This window comes from Pseudomonas sp. FW305-25 (assembly GCF_017351415.1).
Classification (GTDB): Bacteria; Pseudomonadota; Gammaproteobacteria; order Pseudomonadales; family Pseudomonadaceae; genus Aquipseudomonas; species Aquipseudomonas chlororaphis.
This window is the reverse complement of the sequence record NZ_JACNDE010000030.1, coordinates 41,192-61,739: the sequence shown is the minus strand read 5'-3', so window position 1 is coordinate 61,739 and position 20,548 is coordinate 41,192. Positions and strand designations below refer to the sequence as shown.

Sequence of the window (20,548 nt, the reverse complement as noted above, 5' to 3'; positions counted from 1 at the left end):
AGAAGATGCGGCGAATGATAGCGGTGCGGACAGAAACGACAAACCCCGGATTGACCGGGGTTTGTCGATGATGACGGCTACAGCTGTCAGCCTTTGGTGACTTCACCGGCCGGCAGCGGCTCCTTGCTGCGCCAGTGCGGCAGGGAATTCCAGTAGCGCTGGCCCTTGGCGTCGTCGTACATGCCTTCCCAACGCGCGATGACCAGGACCGCCAGGGCGTTGCCGATCACGTTCAGCGCGGTACGGGCCATGTCCATGATGCGGTCGACACCGGCGATGAAGGCCAGGCCTTCCAGCGGAATGCCCACGCTGCCCAGGGTCGCCAGCAGCACCACGAAGGACACGCCCGGTACGCCGGCGATGCCTTTGGAGGTGACCATCAGGGTCAGGACCAGCAGCAGTTGCTGGCTGATCGACAGGTCGATGCCGTACAGCTGGGCAATGAAAATCGCCGCGATGCTCTGGTACAGGGTCGAACCGTCGAGGTTGAACGAGTAACCAGTCGGTACCACGAAGCTGCAGATGGCTTTCGGCGCGCCGTAGGCTTCCATCTTCTCGATCACCCGCGGCAGCACGGTTTCCGAACTGGCGGTGGAGTAGGCCAGCACCAGCTCATCCTTGAAGATGCGCATCAGCTTGATCACCGAGAAGCCGAACAGGCGAGCGATCAGGCCCAGGACCACGAAGGCGAAGAAGGCGATGGCCACGTAAACCAGGATCACCAGCTTGGCCAGCGGCAGCAGGGAGGCGAAACCGAAGTTGGCCACGGTCACCGCGATCAGGGCGAATACGCCGATCGGGGCGTAGTTCATGATCATGTGGGTGACTTTGAACATGCTTTCCGAGACGCCCTGGAACATCTTCACCAGCGGCTCGCGCAGGTCGGCCTGCAGGCTCGACAGACCGAGGCCGAACAGCACCGAGAAGAAGATGATCGGCAGCATCTCGCCGCGGGCCATGGCCGCGAAGATGTTCGATGGGATCAGGTTGAGGATGGTTTCGATGAACGCGTGTTCATGCTGTACCTCGGCGGCGGTCGCCTGGTACTTGGAAATATCCACGGTACCCAGAGTGCTCATGTCGATGCCGGCGCCCGGGTGGAACACGTTGGCCAGCACCAGGCCGACCAGGATCGCGATGGTGGTGACGATTTCGAAGTAGATGATGGTCTTCAGGCCAATACGCCCGAGTTTCTTCGCGTCGCCCACGCCGGCGATACCGACGATCAGCGAGGAGATCACGATCGGGATCACGATCATCTTGATCAAGCGGATAAAGATATCGCCCGCAGGTTGCAGGACGTTGCTGATCCACCAGGCTTTTTCGGCACTGAAATGGTTGAGCAGCGCACCAATTGCAATCCCCAGCACCAGACCGATGAGGATCTGCCAGGCGAGGCTTAGTTTTGCCTTCTTCATATCATTACCCTTACTTCAGTTGGACTCGGGCTAATGCGCGAACTGGAACGCTCAATGGCGGAAAAGTCTGTGCATCGGCCCCCGTATAAGGTCACCCCGAGCGAGCATTTACGGCTCTCTGCAGGCGAAAAAAGGCGCAACTATTCCGACGCAAGGGGGGCGCGTCTAATGCCGTAAACGCCTACCCTATGCCGAATCGGCATGAGTTTTTCTAAACGAAACGGGCGTCCCAACCGGTTCGAATGCGACATTTCGGCCCGACCATCTGCCGTGAAACGGCCATTTCAGGCGGCATTCAGCGTTTTTGAGTGGGTTCGAAATGACCTTCGAAAGAAGGGAAAGTTCTTACGTTAGAACCAGAAATCTCATCTGGAAAAAGCCAAAAGTTTCTCGATGTACGGTCGCAAGGAAACACCGTGAAACGGTTAGGCCACACATCTGGGAATGGTTGCCGCGTCCCCCGTCTGAAAAAGCAGGCCACCGCTCTGCCACAAAGGTTTGTGGCATTCAAACACGACGCAAGTCGTCAAGCCTGAGCGTTTGGCGAACTTGCGCCGCAGTTTTTCCTGACCCGGCCCTCGCGGAGGCACTCCCTGTACCCCTAGGTCACTCCGATCCGGTTTCGATCAGAACGTCCCGGCCCCCTGGTCATGCGCGGCCCCTCCTCGGGGCGGTGCAACAGAAAGCAAGGCCCGGGTGGGCGCTTGCTTTCCATGGTCGAACCTTCGAACAGCCAACTCAGTACCAGTTCGGGTCCTTTTTCAGCTGTTCCTTGAGCAAGCCCTGCATGCCAGCGTCCGGCTTGCCGAGAAAGCGGTATTCGGCATGCCGGGTCGGCGACTTGTCAGCGGGCAGGCCCGCCGGCACTTCGACCAACATGGCGTAGGCGTCTTTCTTGTCGAAACTGAACGCCACGATCAGGCGCTGGTTGCGACAGGTATCGCGGGTTTCGCAAAGCGGACCGACCAGGTACTTGTCGCCGTCTTCTTCCACCGCATTCATCTGCTGCGCATCACCGGACAGGTTCATCACCCATTCCGGCAGGCGCTCTTCCTTTTCGACGACTTCCTGCCAGGTTTCACGGTATTGCGGGTCACTGTTCAACAACTCGTTGACCCGGGTCTGACCGTCGTTGGCCGCCATCGCCGTGGCCGCGCCGCCCAGCAACAGGGCGGCGGCCAATGTTTTCAAAGAAACGCTCATGTTCAACCTCGACCACGACGGCCAAAGAAGAAGGAAGCGATGAACATCACCAGGAAAACGACAAAGAGAATCTTGGCGATACCCGTGGCGGTGCCCGCGATACCACCAAAGCCCAGTACCGCGGCGATGATGGCAATGATCAGGAATGTGATTGCCCAGCTCAACATGGTCATTCTCCTTACGCTTCTATTTAGAGGTACTGCCTAGCCGGCCCGCCGTTGCGCACCGACTGTCCTGCCTAGAACACCCAGCGCTCCTGATAAGCCGTGTCGGTGGCAGGCTGAGCCTGGTCGACGTCCATCAGAAGTATCGGGGCGGAATCGGCAAACCGAGTGCTGACTGCACTGAAGTGGGTTTGAGTGGGATGAGAAACCGGCAACCTCACAGCTTCTTGCTGCTGGCTTTGCTCCCAACGTGAAAACTGCTGACCGCCAATCAAGGTCACCAGCAATGCCAGGCTGGCGAACAATCCCTGCTGCAGATGCAGGGACGAAACAGACAATGGGGCGAGACGTTGGCGTTTCATCCGGAAGCTCCTCCCATGGGGGTCATTGTTCTCAACGCTTGTTGCTGTGCCTGCGGCTTGTTCAACCGAGCCTGATCAGGTTGTTGCAGCCTGCATGCCAGCTTTCACGATTAGAACAAACTCAATAAAAACAATTACTTGTAATCAGATTGGGAGGTTTGCCATACGCCATCCTGCACGATGCCGCCCTGGATACCGTGCGAATTGCACGATCGACCCGGTAGTTGAGGAAAAAAGCGCAGCTGAAAATGCATGGAGTACAGTGGCGAAATCGGGAAAGGCCTGCGGGCAAGTCCTAAAATCAATAAAAAACCTATTATTTTCAATCGATTAGCAATATAGCCAGGAGATAACTAATCCGCACGCCGTGAAATCGATCAGAATTAACCATGCAACTTGCCCGATTTTTCCGGGACTAAATAAGATCACTCACTTCAGGAGCCTCGGACATGGAATCAGCACCGGAAAATCAAGGCCGCATTCTTCTGGTAGATGATGAGTCCGCGATCCTTCGTACCTTCCGTTACTGCCTGGAAGACGAGGGCTACACCGTCGCCACGGCCAATAGCGCCGCTCAGGCCGATACCTTGCTGCAACGCCAGGTGTTCGACCTGTGTTTCCTCGACCTGCGCCTGGGCGAGGACAACGGCCTGGACGTACTGGCCCAGATGCGCATCCAGGCCCCCTGGATGCGGGTGGTCATCGTCACCGCCCATTCGGCCGTCGATACCGCGGTGGACGCGATCCAGGCCGGCGCCGCCGACTATCTGGTCAAGCCCTGCAGCCCCGATCAACTGCGCCTGGCGACCGCCAAGCAGCTGGAAGTCCGCCAGCTCTCGGCGCGCCTGGAGGCCCTCGAAGGCGAAGTGCGCAAACCCAAGGACGGCCTGGATTCGCACAGTCCGGCAATGAAAGTGGTGCTGGAAACCGCCCGCCAGGTCGCCGGCACCGACGCCAACATCCTGATCCTCGGCGAGTCCGGCACCGGCAAGGGCGAGCTGGCCCGGGCCATTCATGGCTGGAGCAAGCGCGCCAGGAAATCCTGCGTCACCATCAACTGCCCGTCGCTGAACGCCGAACTGATGGAGAGCGAGCTGTTCGGTCACAGCCGCGGGGCCTTTACCGGCGCCAGCGAAAGCACCCTTGGCCGGGTCAACCAGGCTGACGGCGGCACGCTGTTCCTCGACGAGATCGGCGACTTTCCGCTGACCCTGCAACCCAAGTTGCTGCGGTTCATCCAGGACAAGGAATACGAGCGGGTCGGCGACCCGGTGACCCGCCGCGCCGACGTGCGCATCCTCGCCGCGACCAACCTCAACCTCGAGGACATGGTGCGCGACGGACGCTTCCGTGAAGACCTGCTGTACCGTCTGAACGTGATCACCCTGCACCTGCCGCCGCTGCGCGAACGCAGCGAAGACATCCTGACCCTGGCCGACCGTTTCCTGGCGCGCTTCGTCAAGGAATACGCCCGTCCCGCCCGTGGCTTCAGCGACGAGGCCCGCGAAGCGCTGCTCAATTACCGCTGGCCGGGCAATATCCGCGAGCTGCGCAACGTGGTGGAACGCGCCAGCATCATCTGTCCCCAGGAAAAGGTAGAGATCAGCCACCTGGGCATGGCCGAGCAACCGACCAACAACACCCCGCGCATCGGCGCTGCCTTGAGCCTGGACGAGCTGGAGAAAGCCCATATCGGCGCCGTGCTGGCCACCAGCGATACCCTCGACCAGGCCGCCAAGACGCTCGGCATCGACGCCTCGACGCTGTACCGCAAACGCAAACAGTACAACCTGTGAGCCGCCCCTCATGAAGTTAGCGATGAAACTGCGCACGAGACTGTTTCTGAGCATCTCGGCGCTGATCACCGTGGCGCTGCTTGGCCTGCTGCTCGGGCTGGTCAGCGTGATGCAGATGGCCAAGACCCAGGAAGCGCTGATCCGCAACAACTTCATTACCCTGGACCTGGGGCTCAAGCTACGACAGACCCTGGGCGACCAACTGCTCATCATGCTCAACCACAACCCTGACCGGACGGCGCTGGACGACTCCAGGCAGGAATACCTGGCCCTGCTCGAGCAGGGCATCGAGCATGAACGGCAAAACAATGTGCGTAACGGCTTCACCCAGGCACGCGACGACTACCAGCGTTTTTTCGAAGCCTTCGAGCGCGCCGACGGGAGCTCGGCAGGGGTCAATGGCAATACCGAACTGACCCACCGCTTCAATACCCTGCGCAATGGCTTGATCGGCGAGCACAAGCAGGCCCTGGACAACATCAATGACATCGAACACCAGGCTCGCAATCGCGCCTTGCTGATCGCCGGCCTGCTTGGCCTGGTCGGGCTGGCCGTGCTGATCATCGGCTTCATCACCGCCCACGGCATCGCCCGGCGCTTTGGCGGCCCCATCGAAGCGCTGGCCAAGGCCGCCGACAATATCGGCCAGGGCAACTTCGACGTGACCCTGCCCCTGTCTGCGGCTGCCGAGATGAACTTGCTGACCCGGCGCTTCGGGATCATGGCCCAAGCCCTGCGCGAGCATCAGGCCACCAATGTCGACGAACTGCTCGCCGGCCAGCAGCGCCTGCAATCGGTGCTCGACAGCATCGACGACGGTTTGCTGATGATCGACCGCCAGGGTCACCTGGAACACCTCAACCCGGTAGCCCAACGTCAGCTGGGCTGGGACGAGGAGCGCCTCGGACAAGGGCTGGGCAGTGCCCTGCAGCGACCGGAACTGGACGAGCAACTGCAACTGGTATTGCGCGGCGGCACCCTGGAACGGGCGCCGGAAGACCTCAGCGTCGAGGTCGATGGCGAATCGCGCCTGCTGACCTACAGCCTGACCCCGGTCAGCCATCCCCAGGGGCATATCCTCGGCGCGGTGATGGTGCTGCACGACGTCACTGAACAGCGAGCCTTCGAGCGTGTGCGCAGCGAGTTCGTATTGCGTGCCTCCCATGAATTGCGCACCCCGGTCACCGGCATGCACATGGCGTTCGGCCTGTTGCAGGAACGTCTGCGCTTCCCTGAAGAGTCCCGCGAAGCCGACCTGCTGAACACCGTCAACGAAGAAATGCAGCGCCTGATGCAACTGATCAACGACCTGCTGAACTTCTCGCGTTATCAAAACGGCCTGCAGAAACTCACCCTGGCGCCTTGCACCCTGGAAGAGCTGCTGGAGCAGGCGCGCAACCGCTTCATCGGCGCAGCCACGGCGCAGGGCATCGAGCTGCGGGTGGAGCTCCAGGCGCCGTTGCCGCGGCTGCACGCCGACCGCATGCAGCTGGAGCGGGTGCTGGACAACCTGATCGACAATGCCCTGCGGCATACCACCAAGGGTGGCTTGATCCGCTTGCAGGCCCGTAGGCATGGCGAGCGGGTCATCATCAGCGTCGAAGACAACGGCGAAGGCATCGCCTACGGGCAGCAGGGGCGGATTTTCGAACCCTTTGTCCAGGTCGGACGCAAGAAAGGTGGGGCCGGCCTGGGCCTGGCGCTGTGCAAGGAAATCGTGCAACTGCACGGCGGGCGCATGGGCGTCTATTCACGGCCCGGGCAGGGAACCCAGTTCTATCTGGCCTTGCCCCTCTAGGGGCTAGGCCCCGTCATCCAGGCGCCGCGGCCCCAGGCGGCGCCCGCGGGTAATCAGGTCGATGAACTGCACCGCGCTCAGCGCATGGGCGAACAGCCAGCCCTGGCCAAAACGCACACCCTCGCTGCTCAGCAGCAACGCCTGATCCTCGAACTCGATGCCCTCGGCAATCACCTTGAGCTGCAGGGCATGGGCCATGCGAATGATGTGCGGGGCGACGCCGCTGCTGGCGGCGTCATGCCCCAGGGCATCGATGAACGCCTTGTCGATCTTCAGGTAATCCACCGGCAGGGTCTGCAGGTATGCCAGGCTGCAATAACCCGTGCCGAAGTCGTCGATCAGCACCTGATGGCCAACGTCCCGCAAGGCTTGCAGGTTATGCCGGGCGACCACCACATCGATCAGCCCGCGCTCGGTGACTTCGAAAGCGATCTGCCGCGCCGCCACCCGATGCAGCGCCAACAGGCGCGCCATCACTTTGCCGATCCGCGGCACCATGACATCGCAGGCCGCCAGGTTGACCGAGATGTACAGCTGCGGGTTGGCCCGCAACAGATGCCCCAACTGTTCGAGCAGGCGTTGCAGGACAAAATCGGTGATCGGGCGGATCTGCCCGGTGTTCTCCGCCATGGGAATGAACAGCTCCGGGCTGGTCAGGGTGCCGTCCGGACGACGCCAGCGCAGCAGGGCCTCGGCGCCGACACACTGGCGCGTTCGCAGATCGAAGATGGGTTGATACAGCACCTGCAGCTCACCGCGGCGCAGCGCCCCCTGCAATTCGGCGCCCAGGGATTGGCGCTGCCCGGCCAGTTGAAAGGCCAGGCCGCCGATGAAGACCGCCAGCACCAGGCTGCTGGGCAGCAGCCACCACCACCCCTCGAAGATTTCTCGGCGCATGTTGGTGCGGGGGGTGACGAGCACCATCTGATACTCCGGATTGCTGGTGGGCATCCGGTAGATCAATTGGTCCTGGGTCACCAGCAACGGGCTGCGTCCCATGGGCGGCCACGGTTCGGTTGGCGGCCAGTCCAGCGCCGGCCCCAGCACCGGAATGGCCCGCGAGCCATGGTCGAGAACCACCATCAGGCTGCTGTTGGCGGGCAGGTCGACCATGTCGGTCAGGTGCCCGCGAGACGTCGCCACGCGAAAGTTACCGCGCCCGAGCATCAGCGCCGCGCGGTTTTCATTGGGTTCGGTAGAAGTGTTCAGCCAGTAGCTGTAGGTCGGGCCGCGGATATCCGGCGGTCGCATCACGGCCAGGTTGTCCTGGAGCGGCCAGTTGGTGCAGGCCTGGGCGGCATCGATATAGGCCGCTTCATAAATGAAGCGGTAACTGAAGCTGATCTGCTGCAGGGTCACGACCATCTCGGGGCTGCATTCGCGCAGGGGCTGCGCCTCGAGTACATCCAGGCCTTCACGCAACTGACCGAACAATTGCTCCAGGCGTTCGAGAAAACGCTGGCCCTGGGCATTCATCTGCTCGCTTTCGCGCAGTTGCGCCTCGTGCATCGCAATGCCCAGGCTCGCCGCCAGCAGCAGGGCCGCACTCAACACAGCCGCACACATCGCCAACAGCCAGGGGCGATAGAACCAACTGCGTAGGGGTTCGCGAGCGGCCGGCATCATTGGATATCCGAGGGTTACCAATGAGTTATAGCTACTGATTGAGAAAAAACCCTGACCGTCGGGCGGGCGTCATTATTTTGTCTGGTTGAGCACCTGCAGGATCGCAGCGCTTTCTGCATCCGGCTGGCCGTCGAAACGCGACGGCCGGTAATGCATCTGGAACGCGGCCAGCACATGACGGGTCGCCACATCCAGTTCGCCGGTCTTCGGCGTCTCATAACCCAGGCGCGCCAGGCCTTGCTGGAACCAGGCGATGCTCGGCAACTGCGCGGCAAAGAACGCCTGCTGGCGCGCCACCGCCTGGGCGTTCGGCCACCGGCCCAACCCGGCTTCGGCCAGACGCTTCCAGGGGAACAACGGACCCGGGTCGAGCTTGCGCAGGGGAGCGATATCACTGTGGCCGATGATGTGCTGTGGCGCGATGTTGTTGCGCTTGCTGATGTCCTTGAGCAGCACGATCAGGCTCTGGACCTGCGCTTCGCTGTAGGGATACCAGACACGCCCGGTGGGCAGGTCGCGAAAGCCCGGGTTGACGATCTCGATCCCGATGGAACTGGAGTTCAGCCAGGTACGGCCTTGCCACTGGCTCTCGCCGGCGTGCCAGGCGCGGTATTGCTCGTCCACCAGTTTGTAGATGGTCGCCGCCTTGTCGTCGCCGATCAGGTAGTGGCTGCTGACCTGGCCATGGGTCAGCAGTTGCAGGGAGCGCTCCATCGAGGCCGAGGTGTAATGCACCACCACGAACTGCACCCGCTCATCGAAGTTGACCGAAGGGTGGCTGGTATCGAAACGCGGACCGCTGGCGCAACCGGCCAGCAACAGAAGGGACAAAGCGAGGACAAGAACTTTCATGGCGGAAGGCAGTACGCTGGAGAAAATAATGCAACAGTGTAACGTACTGCCTTTGCGGAAAACCGGCGAAAACACCGGTTTATACAAAATGGAACAAATTATGCGTCAGCCCAGTTCCACCCGGTTGCGCCCCGCCTCCTTGGCCCGATAGAGCGCCTGATCGGCTCTCTTGAGCACCAGGTCGCTGCGTTCTCCCGGTTTGAAAGCACTCATGCCGATGGACATGGTGATGGTCACCCGCTCGCCCTTGAAGTGAAACGGACAGGCTTCGATGGCTGCCCGCAAGGTTTCCGCCAGGCGCGCCCCGACCAGCCAGGTGGTATCGGGTATCAGCAGGACGAACTCTTCACCGCCGAAACGGGCGATGAAATCGTTGCCGCGCAGGCGCTTGCGCAGCACGCCGGCGATAATCTTCAGCACCTTGTCGCCGGCCAGGTGACCGTAGTTGTCGTTGATCCGCTTGAAGTGGTCGAGGTCGAGCATCGCCAGCAACAAGGTGTTGCCGTGCTGCTGCCACTGCGCCACTTCATGCTCCAGACGCTCGCTCCAGGCTGCCCGATTGGGCAGGCCGGTGAGGGGATCGATCAGCGCTTTCTGCCGCTGTTCTTCCAGGTGCTCGCGGTAGCCCTGGGCTTCCTGCTCCATGCTCGACACCCGCTCGGCCAGGCTTTGCAGGCGCGCAGCCACTTCCTTTTCGCGTTCGTCACGCTGCTTCTGGTGATGGTCCATGGTGCCAAGCAGGCCTTCCAGATGGCTTTCCAGCACCTGCTTGAGATCGTCCAGATCCGCCGCTTCCTGAACGCTGCTTTGCAGGCCATCGACCTGCTCGCGAATCTGCGTGTCCATCTCCCGCGCCGCCGAACTGCTGTCGGCATGGCCCTCGCTAGCGGCCTGCAGGTTGCTCTGGAAGGATTCCAGGCGCTCGTTGAGTCGCTTGAGATACGCCTCGAACTCATGCTGGCCGCTGTCGGTGATCGCCAGCATCAATACCGCCAGATCGTCGAGGATCGGCAGCAATTCGTACCAGTTCAACCCATGTTGCAAGCGATCGCGCATGGACTCGGCTTGCGGCCGATGACGTTCTGGCAAGCTCAGGTCATCCAGAAGGCCGAGCAGGGTATGTTCGATGTGCTTGGCCACCGAACTGTAGGAGGGTTCCGGCGTGTCGGGCAGGGCATACAGCACATCCTGCTCGGCCTGCTGCGGGTCGATCGCCGCCAGCGCCTCGGCCATGGCCGCCGGCAACGGCAAGCGATCGAGCAACACAGGCGCCAGGGCCGCCTCGGCGGGTGCGGCAACGATCAATTCGTCCGGGTTGGAAGGAGCAACCGCAGCTTCGACAGTCGAAGGCTGCACGGCCGGCGGCACTTCAATGGGTTCAGGCGCGGCTGGCGACGGCGATTCCTGTGAATCCAGCATCGGCGGGGCCGACTCGACGGCGATGGGTTTCTCCGACTCCAGCACCGGCGGTACAAAGGCTTCGACCTGGACAGCCGTGGTTACCTCGGGCAGTGCTTGCGGTTGTGGCTCGGGCGGCTGGCTGACAGCAGCGAGCTCCTCGACCACAGGCGCAGGGGCTTCGGACGGCCGTGCGGGCGCGACTTCGACACGAGGCGGGGGCGTTTCAACCGCAGCGCTTTCAGCCGTTGCCAGTGGCTGTACCGCAACCGGGCTCGCCACCACCGCAGGCATTTCGGCCGCGGACAGGACAGGCGCTTCGTCAGCGTCACGACCACCAAACAGGCGCTGCAGCAAACCTGGGCGGGGCGGCTCCGTGGGGTTCTCCAGCTGGCTCAGCGCCTTGCCTTGCAGGCCGCTCAACTCACCCAGCAACAGTGGAATTTCCCGGGCTTGGCCGACACGACCATCCAGTTGCTTGGCGAAGTTTTTCAGCGGACGACTCACCTCGCGAGGCAACGGCAGCTTCTGCAACTGGCTGACCAGCGAGGTCAGGGCCGTGCTCATTTGCTCGATGCGGGTCTCGCGGCGCTGCTCGGAGTCCAGCACGGCTTTTTCCAGGCGCGGCAACAGGGCCGCCAAGGCCGCGTCCATATCGTCGGTGCGTACCACCTCGCGCATTTCCTTCATGCACTGATCGACAGCGCGATCAGTACCTTCGGCCGCCAGCGTGCTGCGCACCAGGCCACGGCGAAGCAGGTCGAGGCGGGCATTCCAGCGTCGCTCGAGTTTTTCCTGTTGTTCGATACTTTTGAGGTACTTCTCTTTCCAGCGCTGGGCGTCGTCGCTCATTCATGGGTTCCGCGAGGGGCAGGACTCAGCGCGGGCAATGCATCGGCCGTGAGCGAACCCGGCAGACGAATCTCTACCGCGACCGGCAGGTGATCGGAAATCGGTTGGGCCAGGACTTCGACCCGCTCCAGCGTCAGGCTGGGGCTGAGCAAAATATGATCAAGACAGCGTTGTGGGCGCCAGCTGGGGAACGTCGCTTCCAGTTGCGGCGCCAGCAGACCGAGGTCGCGCAACGGCGAATGCTCCAGCAGATCGCTGGCGTGGGTATTCATGTCGCCCATCAGCACCTGATGCTTGTAGCCGCCGATCATCTCGCGGATATAGGCCAGTTGCCGGGTACGCGTACGGGCGCCCAGGGCCAGGTGCATCATCACCACCACCAACGCCTCGGGACCATCGCCGAAGCGCACGAGGATCGCACCACGCCCCTTGGGGCCGGGCAGCGGATGATCTTCGATCGCCCAGGGACGCAGGCGGCTGAGCACGCCATTGCTGTGCTGGGCCAGGCGGCCAAGGTTGCGATTGAGCTGTTGGTACCAGTAGGGGAAGGCGCCGAGTTGGGCCAGGTGCTCGACCTGATTGACGTAGCCCGAGCGCAGGCTGCCGCCATCGGCTTCCTGCAGGGCGACCAGATCGAAGTCGCCCAGCAGATCGCCGATCTTTTGCAGGTTGTCGGCGCGCCCGTTGTGCGGCAGCAGGTGCTGCCAGCCACGGGTCAGGTAATGCCGATAACGTTCGGTACTGATACCGACCTGGATATTGAAACTGAGCAGCCGCAGACGGCTGTCTGCCGGCAGGCCGGAGGACGCCACATGGTGCTCGTTGACCCGCGGATCATGCAGGCCAACGATACGTTCCGTACCCCAACGTCGCATGGCAGGGGCTCGCTTACTTGGCCGCCCGCTCTTTGGCGATCAGCTGGTCGGCGACGCTCAGGGCACCTTCAGGACCACCGGCGGTGCCCAGGTCGAAACGGTACTTGCCGTTGACGACCATGGTCGGTACGCCAGAGATCTGATAGGCCTGGGCCTTCTTCTTCGCGTCCTCGACCTTGCCTTTGACGGCGAACGAATTGTAGGTGCTCAGGAATTTGTCCTTGTCGACGCCTTCGCCGGCCAGGAACTCGGCCATCTCTTCAGGAGTGGCGAGTTTCTTGCCGCCATGGATGGCTTCAAATACTGCTTTGTGGACCTTGTGCTCGACACCCATGGCTTCCAGGGTGATGAACAGTTGGCCGTGAACGTTCCAGATACCGCCGAACATGGCAGGGATGCGCACGAAGTTGACATCGGCCGGCAGTTTTTCAGCCCATGGGTTGATGGTCGGCTCGAAGGCGTAGCAGTGTGGGCAGCCATACCAGAACAGCTCGACCACTTCGATCTTGCCAGGCACCGCAACCGGAACGGCGCTGCTCAGCTCTACATATTGTTTACCGGCTTCAAGGGGCTCGGCGGCTTGAGCAGTCATGCCAAACAGGCTGGCGGTGACGAGAGCGGCGCTGAGAATCAGATTACGCATGCTTTACTCCTGAACAAGTAAGGTCGCCTCGCGCGGCCTGTTCGCAGACAGGTCATGGCAGGGCTTGAGTTCGCTAGTGTAGCGGCAGACGCCATAAAAAAGGGCGGCCTGAGCCACCCTTTATGCTTTCATCGACAGATTAATCGATCATTAACGTTGCGCAAGATAGACCCTTTCGCAACATGATCGCCGGCCTCAGTGCAGGCCCTGGATGTAGCTGGATACCGCTTCGATGTCCTTGTTGCTCAGCTTGGCGGCGATGCTGCGCATGATCATGGTGTCGCCGTCGTTGGTGCGGTTGCCTTCGCGGAAGTCGGTCAACTGCTTGGCTACGTACTGAGCATGCTGGCCACCCAGGTGCGGGAAGCCGGCAGCGGCGTTACCCGTGCCATTTGGCGAGTGGCAACCGGTGCAGGAAGGCATGCCTTGATCCAGCTTGCCGCCACGGAACAACTCTTCACCGCGAGCCACGACTTTCGGGTCTGCCGCGCCGACGCTGCCTTTCTGGCTGGCGAAGTAGGCGGAGAGGTCGGCCAGGTCCTGATCGCTCAGGTTGGTCAGCAGGCCGGTCATTTCCAACACCTGGCGCTTGCCGGACTTGATGTCGTGCAACTGCTTGTTCAGGTAACGCTCACCCTGACCCGCCAGCTTTGGAAAGTTAGGCGCCATGCTGTTCCCATCCGGACCATGGCAAGCACCACATACAGCGGCTTTCGCCTGACCGGCAGCAGCGTCGCCTGCAGCATGGGTGACACCTGTGATGCCCAAGGTCAACAGCAGACTCACGAGTAATTTGTTCATCAGCTAATCCAACTACGGCTAAGGGTTAAGAGTTATGGACCGGGATCACTCGCTCATCCAAAGGATGATGGCTCGGTAATCCTCGGCACTGCAGTCCATGCACAAACCACGCGGCGGCATCGCCTTGAAACCCTGGGTCACGTGTTGCACCAGCGTCTCCATACCTTGCGCCAGCCTCGGCGCCCAAGCTCCCTGGTCCCCCTTGCGGGGAGCCGTTGGTAGTTGGCCGGAATGACAAGCCCCACAAACACGGTTGTACACAGCTTCCGGATCCTGTGTAGCCTGAGCGCTGTAAAGCGGTATCAGGACGCCGGCAGCCAGCAGCCATTTCGTCATAAAACGACCTTTTCAGGGTTGAGAGCGTGCTGCGTTCTAATGCGCAATCAAGGTCTATCGCTCTCGTGAACTTCATCCTACGCTGGGACAAAGCGCACACAAAATCTGCGGCATTATATACTGGCGCTACTGAAACGGAAACGACACCGCTCGCCGCGTCCATTCTCGGCACCGCCCCTATCGGAAATCCCATGCAACTCAAAAATCCCATTCTTGGTCTGTGCCAACAGTCCACTTTCATGCTCAGCGCCGCCAAAGTCGATCAATGCCCCGACGACGAAGGCTTCGAAGTGGCCTTCGCCGGGCGTTCCAACGCTGGCAAATCCAGCGCCCTGAATACCCTGACCCATGCCAGCCTGGCACGCACCTCGAAAACTCCGGGCCGCACGCAGCTGTTGAACTTCTTCAAGCTAGACGACGATCGCCGTCTGGTCGACCTGCCGGGTTACGGTTACGCGAAAGTACCGATCCCGCTCAAGCAACACTGGCAGCGTCACCTGGAAGCCTACCTGGGCAGCCGCGAGAGCCTGAAAGGGTTGATTCTGATGATGGACATCCGCCATCCGATGACCGACTTCGACCTGCTGATGCTCGACTGGGCCGTTGCCAGCGGCATGCCGATGCACATCCTGCTGACCAAGGCCGACAAACTGACCTACGGCGCGGCCAAGAACACCCTGCTCAAGGTGCAGTCGCAAATCCGTAAGGGCTGGGGCGATAACGTCACCATCCAACTGTTTTCGGCACCAAAACGCATGGGCCTGGAAGAGGCCTACACTGTACTGGCGGGCTGGATGGAACTGGCGGACAAAGGCGCCGAAACCGAGGCCTGAAAAACATAGATAAAACTGTCTGTGGAGTGATCAGGCAAGGCAAAAGCGCGGCTCGAAAGCGGAGTTTACTGGCTGTAAATGAGCATTTCGAGCCGCGCTTTTAACGCAGCATGATCATTCCACAGGCAGTTTTGGGGCAAAAAAAACCCCGGACTTCGTATGGGGAGGGGAAGTTCGGGGTCCAAGTTCCGGACCGCTAGGGCGGGGTCCAGATATCTGCCAACACTTAACACAACATAGGAGCATCGAAGGGCTTCACCAGCCATTCAGTTACTCTGAGTGGGCTTTCACGGATTAAGTTCCGGGAGGTTTCAAAAACTATTGGCAATAGTCGATGAAATTTTCCGCACTAATAGCTCTTCGCCAGCCTTCGCCGCGGCACTATGCCGCGGCCAAAGCACTGCCTTCTCGCCTCAGTGCGCCTCATCCCAGTTGCTGCCCACCCCGACTTCGACCAGCAGCGGCACATCCAGGGTCGCGGCCTTGCTCATGTAGCCGCGAATCTCCTCGCTCACCTTGTCCACCAGGTCTTCGCGCACTTCCAGCACCAGTTCGTCGTGCACTTGCAGGATGACCTTGGCATCCAGGCCTGAGGCCGTCAGCCAGTTGTCTACCGCCACCATGGCCTTCTTGATGATGTCGGCCGCCGTGCCCTGCATCGGTGCGTTGATCGCCGTACGTTCGGCGCCGGCGCGTTCCTGCGGCTTGTTGGAGTTGATCTCCGGAAGGTACAGGCGGCGGCCGAACAGGGTTTCCACATAACCTTGTTCCGCGGCCTGGGCGCGGGTGCGGTCCATGTATTCGCGCACGCCGGGGTAGCGGGCGAAGTAGGTGTCGATATAGGCCTTGGCGGTCTTGGTATCGACGCCGATGTCCTTGCCGAGCTTCTGCGCGCCCATGCCATAGATCAGGCCGAAGTTGATCGCCTTGGCGCTGCGGCGCTGATCGGAACTGACGTCCTTGAGTTCGACCTTGAACACTTCGGCCGCGGTGGCCGTGTGCACGTCGAGGTTATTGCGGAAGGCATTCATCAGCCCTTCGTCGCGGGACAGGTGCGCCATGATCCGCAGTTCGATCTGCGAATAGTCCGCCGCCAGCAGCTTGTAGCCAGGCGGCGCGATGAAGGCCTGGCGGATGCGCCGGCCTTCGGCGGTACGCACCGGGATGTTCTGCAGGTTCGGATCGCTGGAAGACAAACGCCCGGTAGACGCGACTGCCTGGTGATAGGAGGTGTGGATTCGCCCGGTACGCGGGTTGATCTGCTCCGGCAGACGGTCGGTGTAGGTGCTCTTGAGCTTGCTCATGGAGCGGTACTGCATCAGCACCTTGGGCAGCGGGTAGTCGTCCTCGGCCAGCTTGGCCAGCACTTCTTCAGCAGTGGACGGCTGGCCTTTGGCGGTTTTCTTCAGCACCGGCAGGCCGAGCTTGTCATAGAGAATCACCCCCAGCTGCTTGGGCGAGCCGAGGTTGAATTCTTCGCCGGCGATCTCGAAGGCTTCACGCTCTAGCGCCACCATCTTGTCGCCCAGTTCGATGCTCTGCACGCCCAGCAGGTCGGCGTCCACCAAGGCACCCTGGCGCTCGATCCGCGCCAGCACCGGCACCACGGGCATTTCGATATCGCTGAGCACACTGGCCAGGCTCGGGATCGCGGCCAGTTTTTCATGCAGGACCTGATGCAGACGCAGGGTCACATCGGCGTCTTCCGCCGCATAAGGCCCGGCCTGCTCGAGGGCGATCTGGTCGAACGTCAGCTGCTTGGCGCCCTTGCCGGCGATGTCCTGGAAGCTCACGGTGGTGTGGCCCAGGTATTTCTCCGCCAGGCTGTCCATGTCGTGCCGGGTAGCCGTGGAATTGAGCACATAGGACTCGAGCATGGTGTCGAAGGCGACCCCGCGCACCGTGATGCCGTTGGCCTGATCGCCGCCTATGGCGCAGTTGGCCAGGATATTCATGTCGAACTTGGCATGCTGGCCGACCTTGAGTTTGTTCGGGTCTTCGAGAATCGGCTTCAGGGCGCGCAGGACGGTGTCGCGATCCAGTTGTTCCGGCACGTCGAGGTAGGAGTGAGTCAGCGGAATATAAGCCGCTTCGTTGGCCTGCACGGCGAAGGACAGCCCCACGAGCTGCGCCTGCTGGGCGTCGATACCGGTGGTTTCGGTATCGAAGGCGAACAGTTTGGCGTTCTTCAGTTTTTCCAGCCAGACATCGAAGCGCGCCTGATCGAGGATGGTTTCGTACCGGGCTTCGACAACCACCGGCACTTCAATCTCGGCCTGAGTCAACAAGTCGGCCACCGGTTCAGAGGCGGCGACACTCAACTCCAGGCGCTTGGCATCGCGCTGCAGCTCGTCGAGCCAGCTCTTGAACTCCAGCAGGCTGTACAGCTCGACCAGTTTGTCGCGATCCGGTTCGCCCAGGTGCAGGTCGTCCAGGCCGACATCCAGCGGCACATCGACCTTGATCGTCGCCAGCTGATAGGAGAGGAAAGCCATCTCTTTGTGCTCTTCGAGCTTGGCCGGCAGGGTCTTGGCCCCGCGAATCGGCAGGCTCGGGACGATATCGAGCTGTGCATACAGCTCGTTCAGGCCACCGTTCACCCCCACCAACAGGCCGGAAGCAGTCTTCGGGCCGATGCCCGGCACACCCGGAATGTTGTCGGAGGAGTCGCCCATCAGCGCCAGGTAATCGATGATCTGCTCGGGAGCGACGCCGAATTTCTCCTTCACGCCCTCCACGTCCATGCTGCTACCGGACATGGTGTTGACCAGCGTAATGTGCCCATCCACCAACTGCGCCATGTCCTTGTCGCCGGTGGAGATCACCACCGGCCGGTCGGCCGCCGCGCTGCTGCGGGCCAGGGTGCCGATCACGTCGTCCGCCTCGACGCCCTCGACGCACAGCAGCGGAAAGCCCAGGGCGATCACGCTGGCGTGCAGCGGTTCGATCTGCACCCGCATGTCGTCGGGCATGCTCGGGCGATTGGCCTTGTACTCGGCGTACATGTCATCGCGGAAGGTCCCGCCCTTGGCGTCGAACACCACGGCGAACGGGCTGTCCGGGTACTGCTTGCGCAGACTCTTGAGCATGTTCAGCACGCCCTTGACCGCACCGGTCGGCATGCCTTTGGAAGTGGTCAGCGGGGGCAGCGCGTGGAAGGCGCGGTACAGGTAGGACGAACCGTCCACCAGGACGAGGGGGGCTTGGCTCATGAGCAGGATCAACCTTTTCGGCGGGTCCGGCGCTAGAATAGCGGGACCGTTGACGACAAAGGGACAAGGTTATCATGCGCACACTAAATCGCTTGCTGCTGGCCAGCCTGATTGCAATCGCGCCGATGGCCGTGATTGCGGCGGAGGATGCGCCATCGGCGGATCCGGAAGTAACCATTCGCACGGAAGGCGACAAGACCATCCAGGAGTACCGCCAGAACGGTTTCCTGTACGCCATCAAGGTCACACCGAAGGTCGGCAAACCCTACTTTCTGGTGCGCGCCGACGGTTCCGATGGCAATTTCATTCGTTCTGACCAGCCGGATATGCTGATTCCGGCATGGAAAATTTTCGAGTGGTAAACCACTCCTAACTTCAACCGGCGCTGGCTCGACAGCGGCGCCCGTACTGGCAGTTTTTAACCATGTCTGTGTTTACTCCCCTGGCTCGGCCCGAGCTGGAAACCTTTCTCGCCCCTTACGGGCTCGGCCGCCTGCTTGACTTCCAGGGGATTGCCGCTGGTAGCGAAAACACCAACTTCTTCATCAGCCTGGAACAGGGCGAATTCGTCCTGACCCTGGTCGAGCGCGGCCCGGTCCAGGAAATGCCGTTCTTCATCGAACTGCTGGACGTGCTGCACGACGCCGACCTGCCGGTGCCTTACGCCCTGCGCACCACCGACGGCGTGGCCCTGCGCGAGCTGGCCGGCAAGCCGGCGCTGCTGCAGCCGCGCCTGGCCGGCAAGCACATCAAGCAAGCCAATGCCCAGCATTGCGCGCAGGTCGGCGAGCTGCTGGCTCATCTGCATCTGGCGACCAAGGACAACATGATCAAGCGCAAGACCGATCGTGGCCTGGACTGGATGCAGGAAGAAGGCTCGCAGATGCTGTCCCATCTCGACCCGTATGCGCGGGACCTGCTGCAGCGGGCCCTGGATGAAATCGACGAGCAGAAGGTGAAGATCCTCGCGCTGCCTCGGGCCAACATCCACGCCGACCTGTTCCGCGACAACGCGATGTTCGAAGGCACGCACCTGACCGGGCTGATCGACTTCTACAACGCCTGCTCCGGGCCGATGCTGTATGACGTGGCGATTGCCCTGAACGACTGGTGTTCCGACGCCGACGGCCTGCTCGACGGCTCCCGCGCCCGGGCCCTGCTGGGTGCCTACGCGGCCCTGCGTCCGTTCACCGCCGCCGAGGCCGAGCTGTGGCCAACCATGCTGCGGGTGGCCTGCGTGCGCTTCTGGCTGTCGCGCCTGATCGCCGCCGAGTCCTTTGCCGGACAGGACGTGCTGATTCACGATCCGATGGAGTTCCAGCTGCGCCTGGCCCAGCGTCAGCAGGTCAGTGCGCCATTGCCGTTCGCCCTCTGAAAGCCTCGCGGGCAAGCCCGCCCCTACGTTCTCTTGTAGGAGCGAGGCTTGCCCGCGATAGCGTCAGCCGTCTTTACAACGATTCCAGGCAACCCGCCAGATCGTTGCCCAGCTTCTCCAGCACCTGCTCATAACCCCGCGCGGTGGCCGGGGTGTAGCCGCCCAGCGCATCGAGTTCCGCCAGCTTCACCGGCAAACCCGCCACCAGGGTTTCGGCCAGGCGCGGGCGCAATGGCGGCTCGCTGAACACACAGGTCTTGCCGACCTGCTGCAAGCGCGCGCGCATCGCCGCTACGTGCTGCGCGCCCGGCTGCACTTCGGCCGCCACGCTGAACACGCCCGCATGCTTGAGCCCATAAGCGTCTTCGAAGTAATCGAAGGCTTCATGGAAGACGAAATAAGGCTTGCCGGAGATCGGGGCCAGGCGGGCTTTCAAACGGGCGTCCAGGGCATCCAGGCGCTGGTCGAAGGCCTTGGAGTTGCTCTGGTAACGCGCGGCGTTGGCCGGGTCCGCGGCACTCAGGTCGAGCGCCATGCGGTCGGCGATGACCCGCGCGTTGACCGGCGACAGCCACAGGTGCGCATCGAGGCTGCCTGGACGATGATCGTGGTCATGTTCGTCGGCTTCTTCAGCGTGCGAGTGGTTATCTTCGGCGAAATGGCGGAGTTTCAGGCCTGGCAGGTCCTGCACCGCCAGCGCTGGCAGCGTGCGGCCCTTGAGGACCCGCGGCAGGAAGCTCTCCATATCCGGGCCGATCCAGTACAGCAAATCCACCGACTGCACCTTGCGCACATCGGAAGGACGCAGCGCATAGTTGTGCGGCGAGGCGCCCGGCGGCAGCAGGACCTCGGGCACGGCGATGCCGTCCTGGACGGCGGCGGCGATCAATTGCAGGGGTTTGATGCTGGTCAGGACCCGGACTTCGGCCTGGGCCGAGCTGATCACGAACAAACTGGCGGTAAAAGCGACAAAAAGGGCAAAAAGTCGGGACACGATGACCACT

General features: G+C 61.7%; 18 protein-coding genes. 5 read left to right on the top strand and 13 right to left on the bottom strand.

The genetic code is table 11. The features are described from left to right. Positions 1 to 86: 86 nt before the first annotated feature. The 4 genes from gltP to J4E58_RS23665 all read right to left on the bottom strand — a co-directional run bounded on the left by gltP (position 87) and on the right by J4E58_RS23665 (position 3,147). The gene (gltP, locus tag J4E58_RS23680) at positions 87 to 1,418 is read right to left on the bottom strand and encodes a glutamate/aspartate:proton symporter GltP (protein WP_007924276.1); all 1,332 of its coding nucleotides are present in this window, start codon (positions 1,416 to 1,418) and stop codon (positions 87 to 89) included. A gap of 738 nt (positions 1,419 to 2,156) precedes the next feature. Then, complete coding sequence (locus J4E58_RS23675; RefSeq protein ID WP_007924277.1) at positions 2,157 to 2,621, bottom strand: inhibitor of vertebrate lysozyme family protein; 465 nt, start codon at positions 2,619 to 2,621, stop codon at positions 2,157 to 2,159. 2 nt (positions 2,622 to 2,623) lie between these two features. Further along, on the bottom strand, positions 2,624 to 2,788 hold the full coding sequence (locus J4E58_RS23670; protein WP_003177151.1) for a DUF1328 domain-containing protein: 165 nt from the start codon (positions 2,786 to 2,788) through the stop codon (positions 2,624 to 2,626). Positions 2,789 to 2,859: 71 nt separating this feature from the next. Then, on the bottom strand, positions 2,860 to 3,147 hold the full coding sequence (locus J4E58_RS23665) for a hypothetical protein (protein WP_087092808.1): 288 nt from the start codon (positions 3,145 to 3,147) through the stop codon (positions 2,860 to 2,862). Between the two features lie 449 nt (positions 3,148 to 3,596). Here J4E58_RS23665 and algB point away from each other — a divergent pair, with 449 nt between their 5' ends. Beyond that, positions 3,597 to 4,943, top strand: coding sequence for a sigma-54-dependent response regulator transcription factor AlgB (gene algB / locus J4E58_RS23660; RefSeq protein ID WP_009041536.1), 1,347 nt, complete (start codon positions 3,597 to 3,599; stop codon positions 4,941 to 4,943). A 10-nt stretch (positions 4,944 to 4,953) separates the two neighbouring features. Continuing rightward, positions 4,954 to 6,741 carry a KinB sensor domain-containing domain gene (locus J4E58_RS23655; RefSeq protein WP_087092809.1) on the top strand — a complete coding sequence of 596 codons (1,788 nt, stop codon included), beginning with the start codon at positions 4,954 to 4,956 and terminating at the stop codon, positions 6,739 to 6,741. Between the two features lie 3 nt (positions 6,742 to 6,744). Here J4E58_RS23655 and J4E58_RS23650 read toward each other — a convergent pair whose 3' ends face one another. The 7 genes from J4E58_RS23650 to J4E58_RS23620 form a co-directional block, all read right to left on the bottom strand. After that, positions 6,745 to 8,367: an EAL domain-containing protein gene (locus J4E58_RS23650; protein WP_172963050.1), complete on the bottom strand. Its 1,623-nt coding sequence runs from the start codon at positions 8,365 to 8,367 to the stop codon at positions 6,745 to 6,747. Positions 8,368 to 8,439: 72 nt separating this feature from the next. Continuing rightward, entirely contained in the window at positions 8,440 to 9,219 is a 780-nt protein-coding gene (locus tag J4E58_RS23645; protein ID WP_087092810.1) for an N-acetylmuramoyl-L-alanine amidase, read from the bottom strand. Positions 9,220 to 9,324: 105 nt separating this feature from the next. Beyond that, on the bottom strand, positions 9,325 to 11,469 hold the full coding sequence (locus tag J4E58_RS23640) for a GGDEF domain-containing protein (protein WP_087092811.1): 2,145 nt from the start codon (positions 11,467 to 11,469) through the stop codon (positions 9,325 to 9,327). Further along, a complete protein-coding gene (locus J4E58_RS23635; protein ID WP_007924290.1) occupies positions 11,466 to 12,344 on the bottom strand; it encodes an endonuclease/exonuclease/phosphatase family protein in 879 nt (292 codons plus the stop codon). Before J4E58_RS23635 ends, J4E58_RS23640 begins: the two co-directional genes overlap by 4 nt. Positions 12,345 to 12,357: 13 nt before the next feature. Next, positions 12,358 to 12,987 (bottom strand): thiol:disulfide interchange protein DsbA/DsbL, encoded by a 630-nt coding sequence (locus J4E58_RS23630; RefSeq protein WP_007924291.1) that lies wholly within the window; start codon positions 12,985 to 12,987, stop codon positions 12,358 to 12,360. 195 nt (positions 12,988 to 13,182) lie between these two features. Next, positions 13,183 to 13,788 carry a cytochrome c gene (locus J4E58_RS23625; protein ID WP_087092812.1) on the bottom strand — a complete coding sequence of 202 codons (606 nt, stop codon included), beginning with the start codon at positions 13,786 to 13,788 and terminating at the stop codon, positions 13,183 to 13,185. Positions 13,789 to 13,833: 45 nt separating this feature from the next. Continuing rightward, positions 13,834 to 14,124, bottom strand: coding sequence for a cytochrome c5 family protein (locus tag J4E58_RS23620; RefSeq protein WP_009041528.1), 291 nt, complete (start codon positions 14,122 to 14,124; stop codon positions 13,834 to 13,836). 191 nt (positions 14,125 to 14,315) lie between these two features. On the opposite strand from J4E58_RS23620, the gene yihA reads away from it, so the two are divergent. Then, positions 14,316 to 14,957, top strand: coding sequence for a ribosome biogenesis GTP-binding protein YihA/YsxC (gene yihA, locus J4E58_RS23615; protein ID WP_007924293.1), 642 nt, complete (start codon positions 14,316 to 14,318; stop codon positions 14,955 to 14,957). A gap of 413 nt (positions 14,958 to 15,370) precedes the next feature. Here the strand turns inward: yihA and polA are convergent, their stop codons facing one another. Further along, positions 15,371 to 18,169, bottom strand: a complete 2,799-nt coding sequence (gene polA / locus J4E58_RS23610; RefSeq protein WP_087092813.1) for a DNA polymerase I — start codon at positions 18,167 to 18,169, stop codon at positions 15,371 to 15,373. Positions 18,170 to 18,243: 74 nt separating this feature from the next. Here polA and J4E58_RS23605 point away from each other — a divergent pair, with 74 nt between their 5' ends. Both J4E58_RS23605 and J4E58_RS23600 read left to right on the top strand, forming a co-directional pair. Further along, on the top strand, positions 18,244 to 18,531 hold the full coding sequence (locus J4E58_RS23605) for a DUF2782 domain-containing protein (protein ID WP_007924295.1): 288 nt from the start codon (positions 18,244 to 18,246) through the stop codon (positions 18,529 to 18,531). 62 nt (positions 18,532 to 18,593) lie between these two features. Continuing rightward, positions 18,594 to 19,544, top strand: a complete 951-nt coding sequence (locus J4E58_RS23600; protein ID WP_087092814.1) for a homoserine kinase — start codon at positions 18,594 to 18,596, stop codon at positions 19,542 to 19,544. A 73-nt stretch (positions 19,545 to 19,617) separates the two neighbouring features. On the opposite strand, the gene J4E58_RS23595 is transcribed toward J4E58_RS23600, so the two are convergent. Beyond that, positions 19,618 to 20,547, bottom strand: coding sequence for a zinc ABC transporter substrate-binding protein (locus J4E58_RS23595; RefSeq protein WP_087092815.1), 930 nt, complete (start codon positions 20,545 to 20,547; stop codon positions 19,618 to 19,620). Between the last annotated feature and the right edge of the window lies 1 nt (position 20,548).

What these genes read in the sequence shown, in the direction of transcription:
- J4E58_RS23670 (WP_003177151.1), bottom strand. Translation starts at nt 2,788, where the DNA reads ATGTTGAGCTGGGCAATCACATTCCTGATCATTGCCATCATCGCCGCG.
- J4E58_RS23620 (WP_009041528.1), bottom strand. Translation starts at nt 14,124, where the DNA reads ATGACGAAATGGCTGCTGGCTGCCGGCGTCCTGATACCGCTTTACAGC.
- polA (WP_087092813.1), bottom strand. Translation starts at nt 18,169, where the DNA reads ATGAGCCAAGCCCCCCTCGTCCTGGTGGACGGTTCGTCCTACCTGTAC.
- J4E58_RS23605 (WP_007924295.1), top strand. Translation starts at nt 18,244, where the DNA reads ATGCGCACACTAAATCGCTTGCTGCTGGCCAGCCTGATTGCAATCGCG.
- J4E58_RS23600 (WP_087092814.1), top strand. Translation starts at nt 18,594, where the DNA reads ATGTCTGTGTTTACTCCCCTGGCTCGGCCCGAGCTGGAAACCTTTCTC.
- gltP (WP_007924276.1), bottom strand. Translation starts at nt 1,418, where the DNA reads ATGAAGAAGGCAAAACTAAGCCTCGCCTGGCAGATCCTCATCGGTCTG.
- J4E58_RS23675 (WP_007924277.1), bottom strand. Translation starts at nt 2,621, where the DNA reads ATGAGCGTTTCTTTGAAAACATTGGCCGCCGCCCTGTTGCTGGGCGGC.
- J4E58_RS23645 (WP_087092810.1), bottom strand. Translation starts at nt 9,219, where the DNA reads ATGAAAGTTCTTGTCCTCGCTTTGTCCCTTCTGTTGCTGGCCGGTTGC.
- J4E58_RS23640 (WP_087092811.1), bottom strand. Translation starts at nt 11,469, where the DNA reads ATGAGCGACGACGCCCAGCGCTGGAAAGAGAAGTACCTCAAAAGTATC.
- yihA (WP_007924293.1), top strand. Translation starts at nt 14,316, where the DNA reads ATGCAACTCAAAAATCCCATTCTTGGTCTGTGCCAACAGTCCACTTTC.
- J4E58_RS23635 (WP_007924290.1), bottom strand. Translation starts at nt 12,344, where the DNA reads ATGCGACGTTGGGGTACGGAACGTATCGTTGGCCTGCATGATCCGCGG.
- J4E58_RS23625 (WP_087092812.1), bottom strand. Translation starts at nt 13,788, where the DNA reads ATGAACAAATTACTCGTGAGTCTGCTGTTGACCTTGGGCATCACAGGT.
- algB (WP_009041536.1), top strand. Translation starts at nt 3,597, where the DNA reads ATGGAATCAGCACCGGAAAATCAAGGCCGCATTCTTCTGGTAGATGAT.
- J4E58_RS23650 (WP_172963050.1), bottom strand. Translation starts at nt 8,367, where the DNA reads ATGATGCCGGCCGCTCGCGAACCCCTACGCAGTTGGTTCTATCGCCCC.
- J4E58_RS23655 (WP_087092809.1), top strand. Translation starts at nt 4,954, where the DNA reads ATGAAGTTAGCGATGAAACTGCGCACGAGACTGTTTCTGAGCATCTCG.
- J4E58_RS23665 (WP_087092808.1), bottom strand. Translation starts at nt 3,147, where the DNA reads ATGAAACGCCAACGTCTCGCCCCATTGTCTGTTTCGTCCCTGCATCTG.
- J4E58_RS23630 (WP_007924291.1), bottom strand. Translation starts at nt 12,987, where the DNA reads ATGCGTAATCTGATTCTCAGCGCCGCTCTCGTCACCGCCAGCCTGTTT.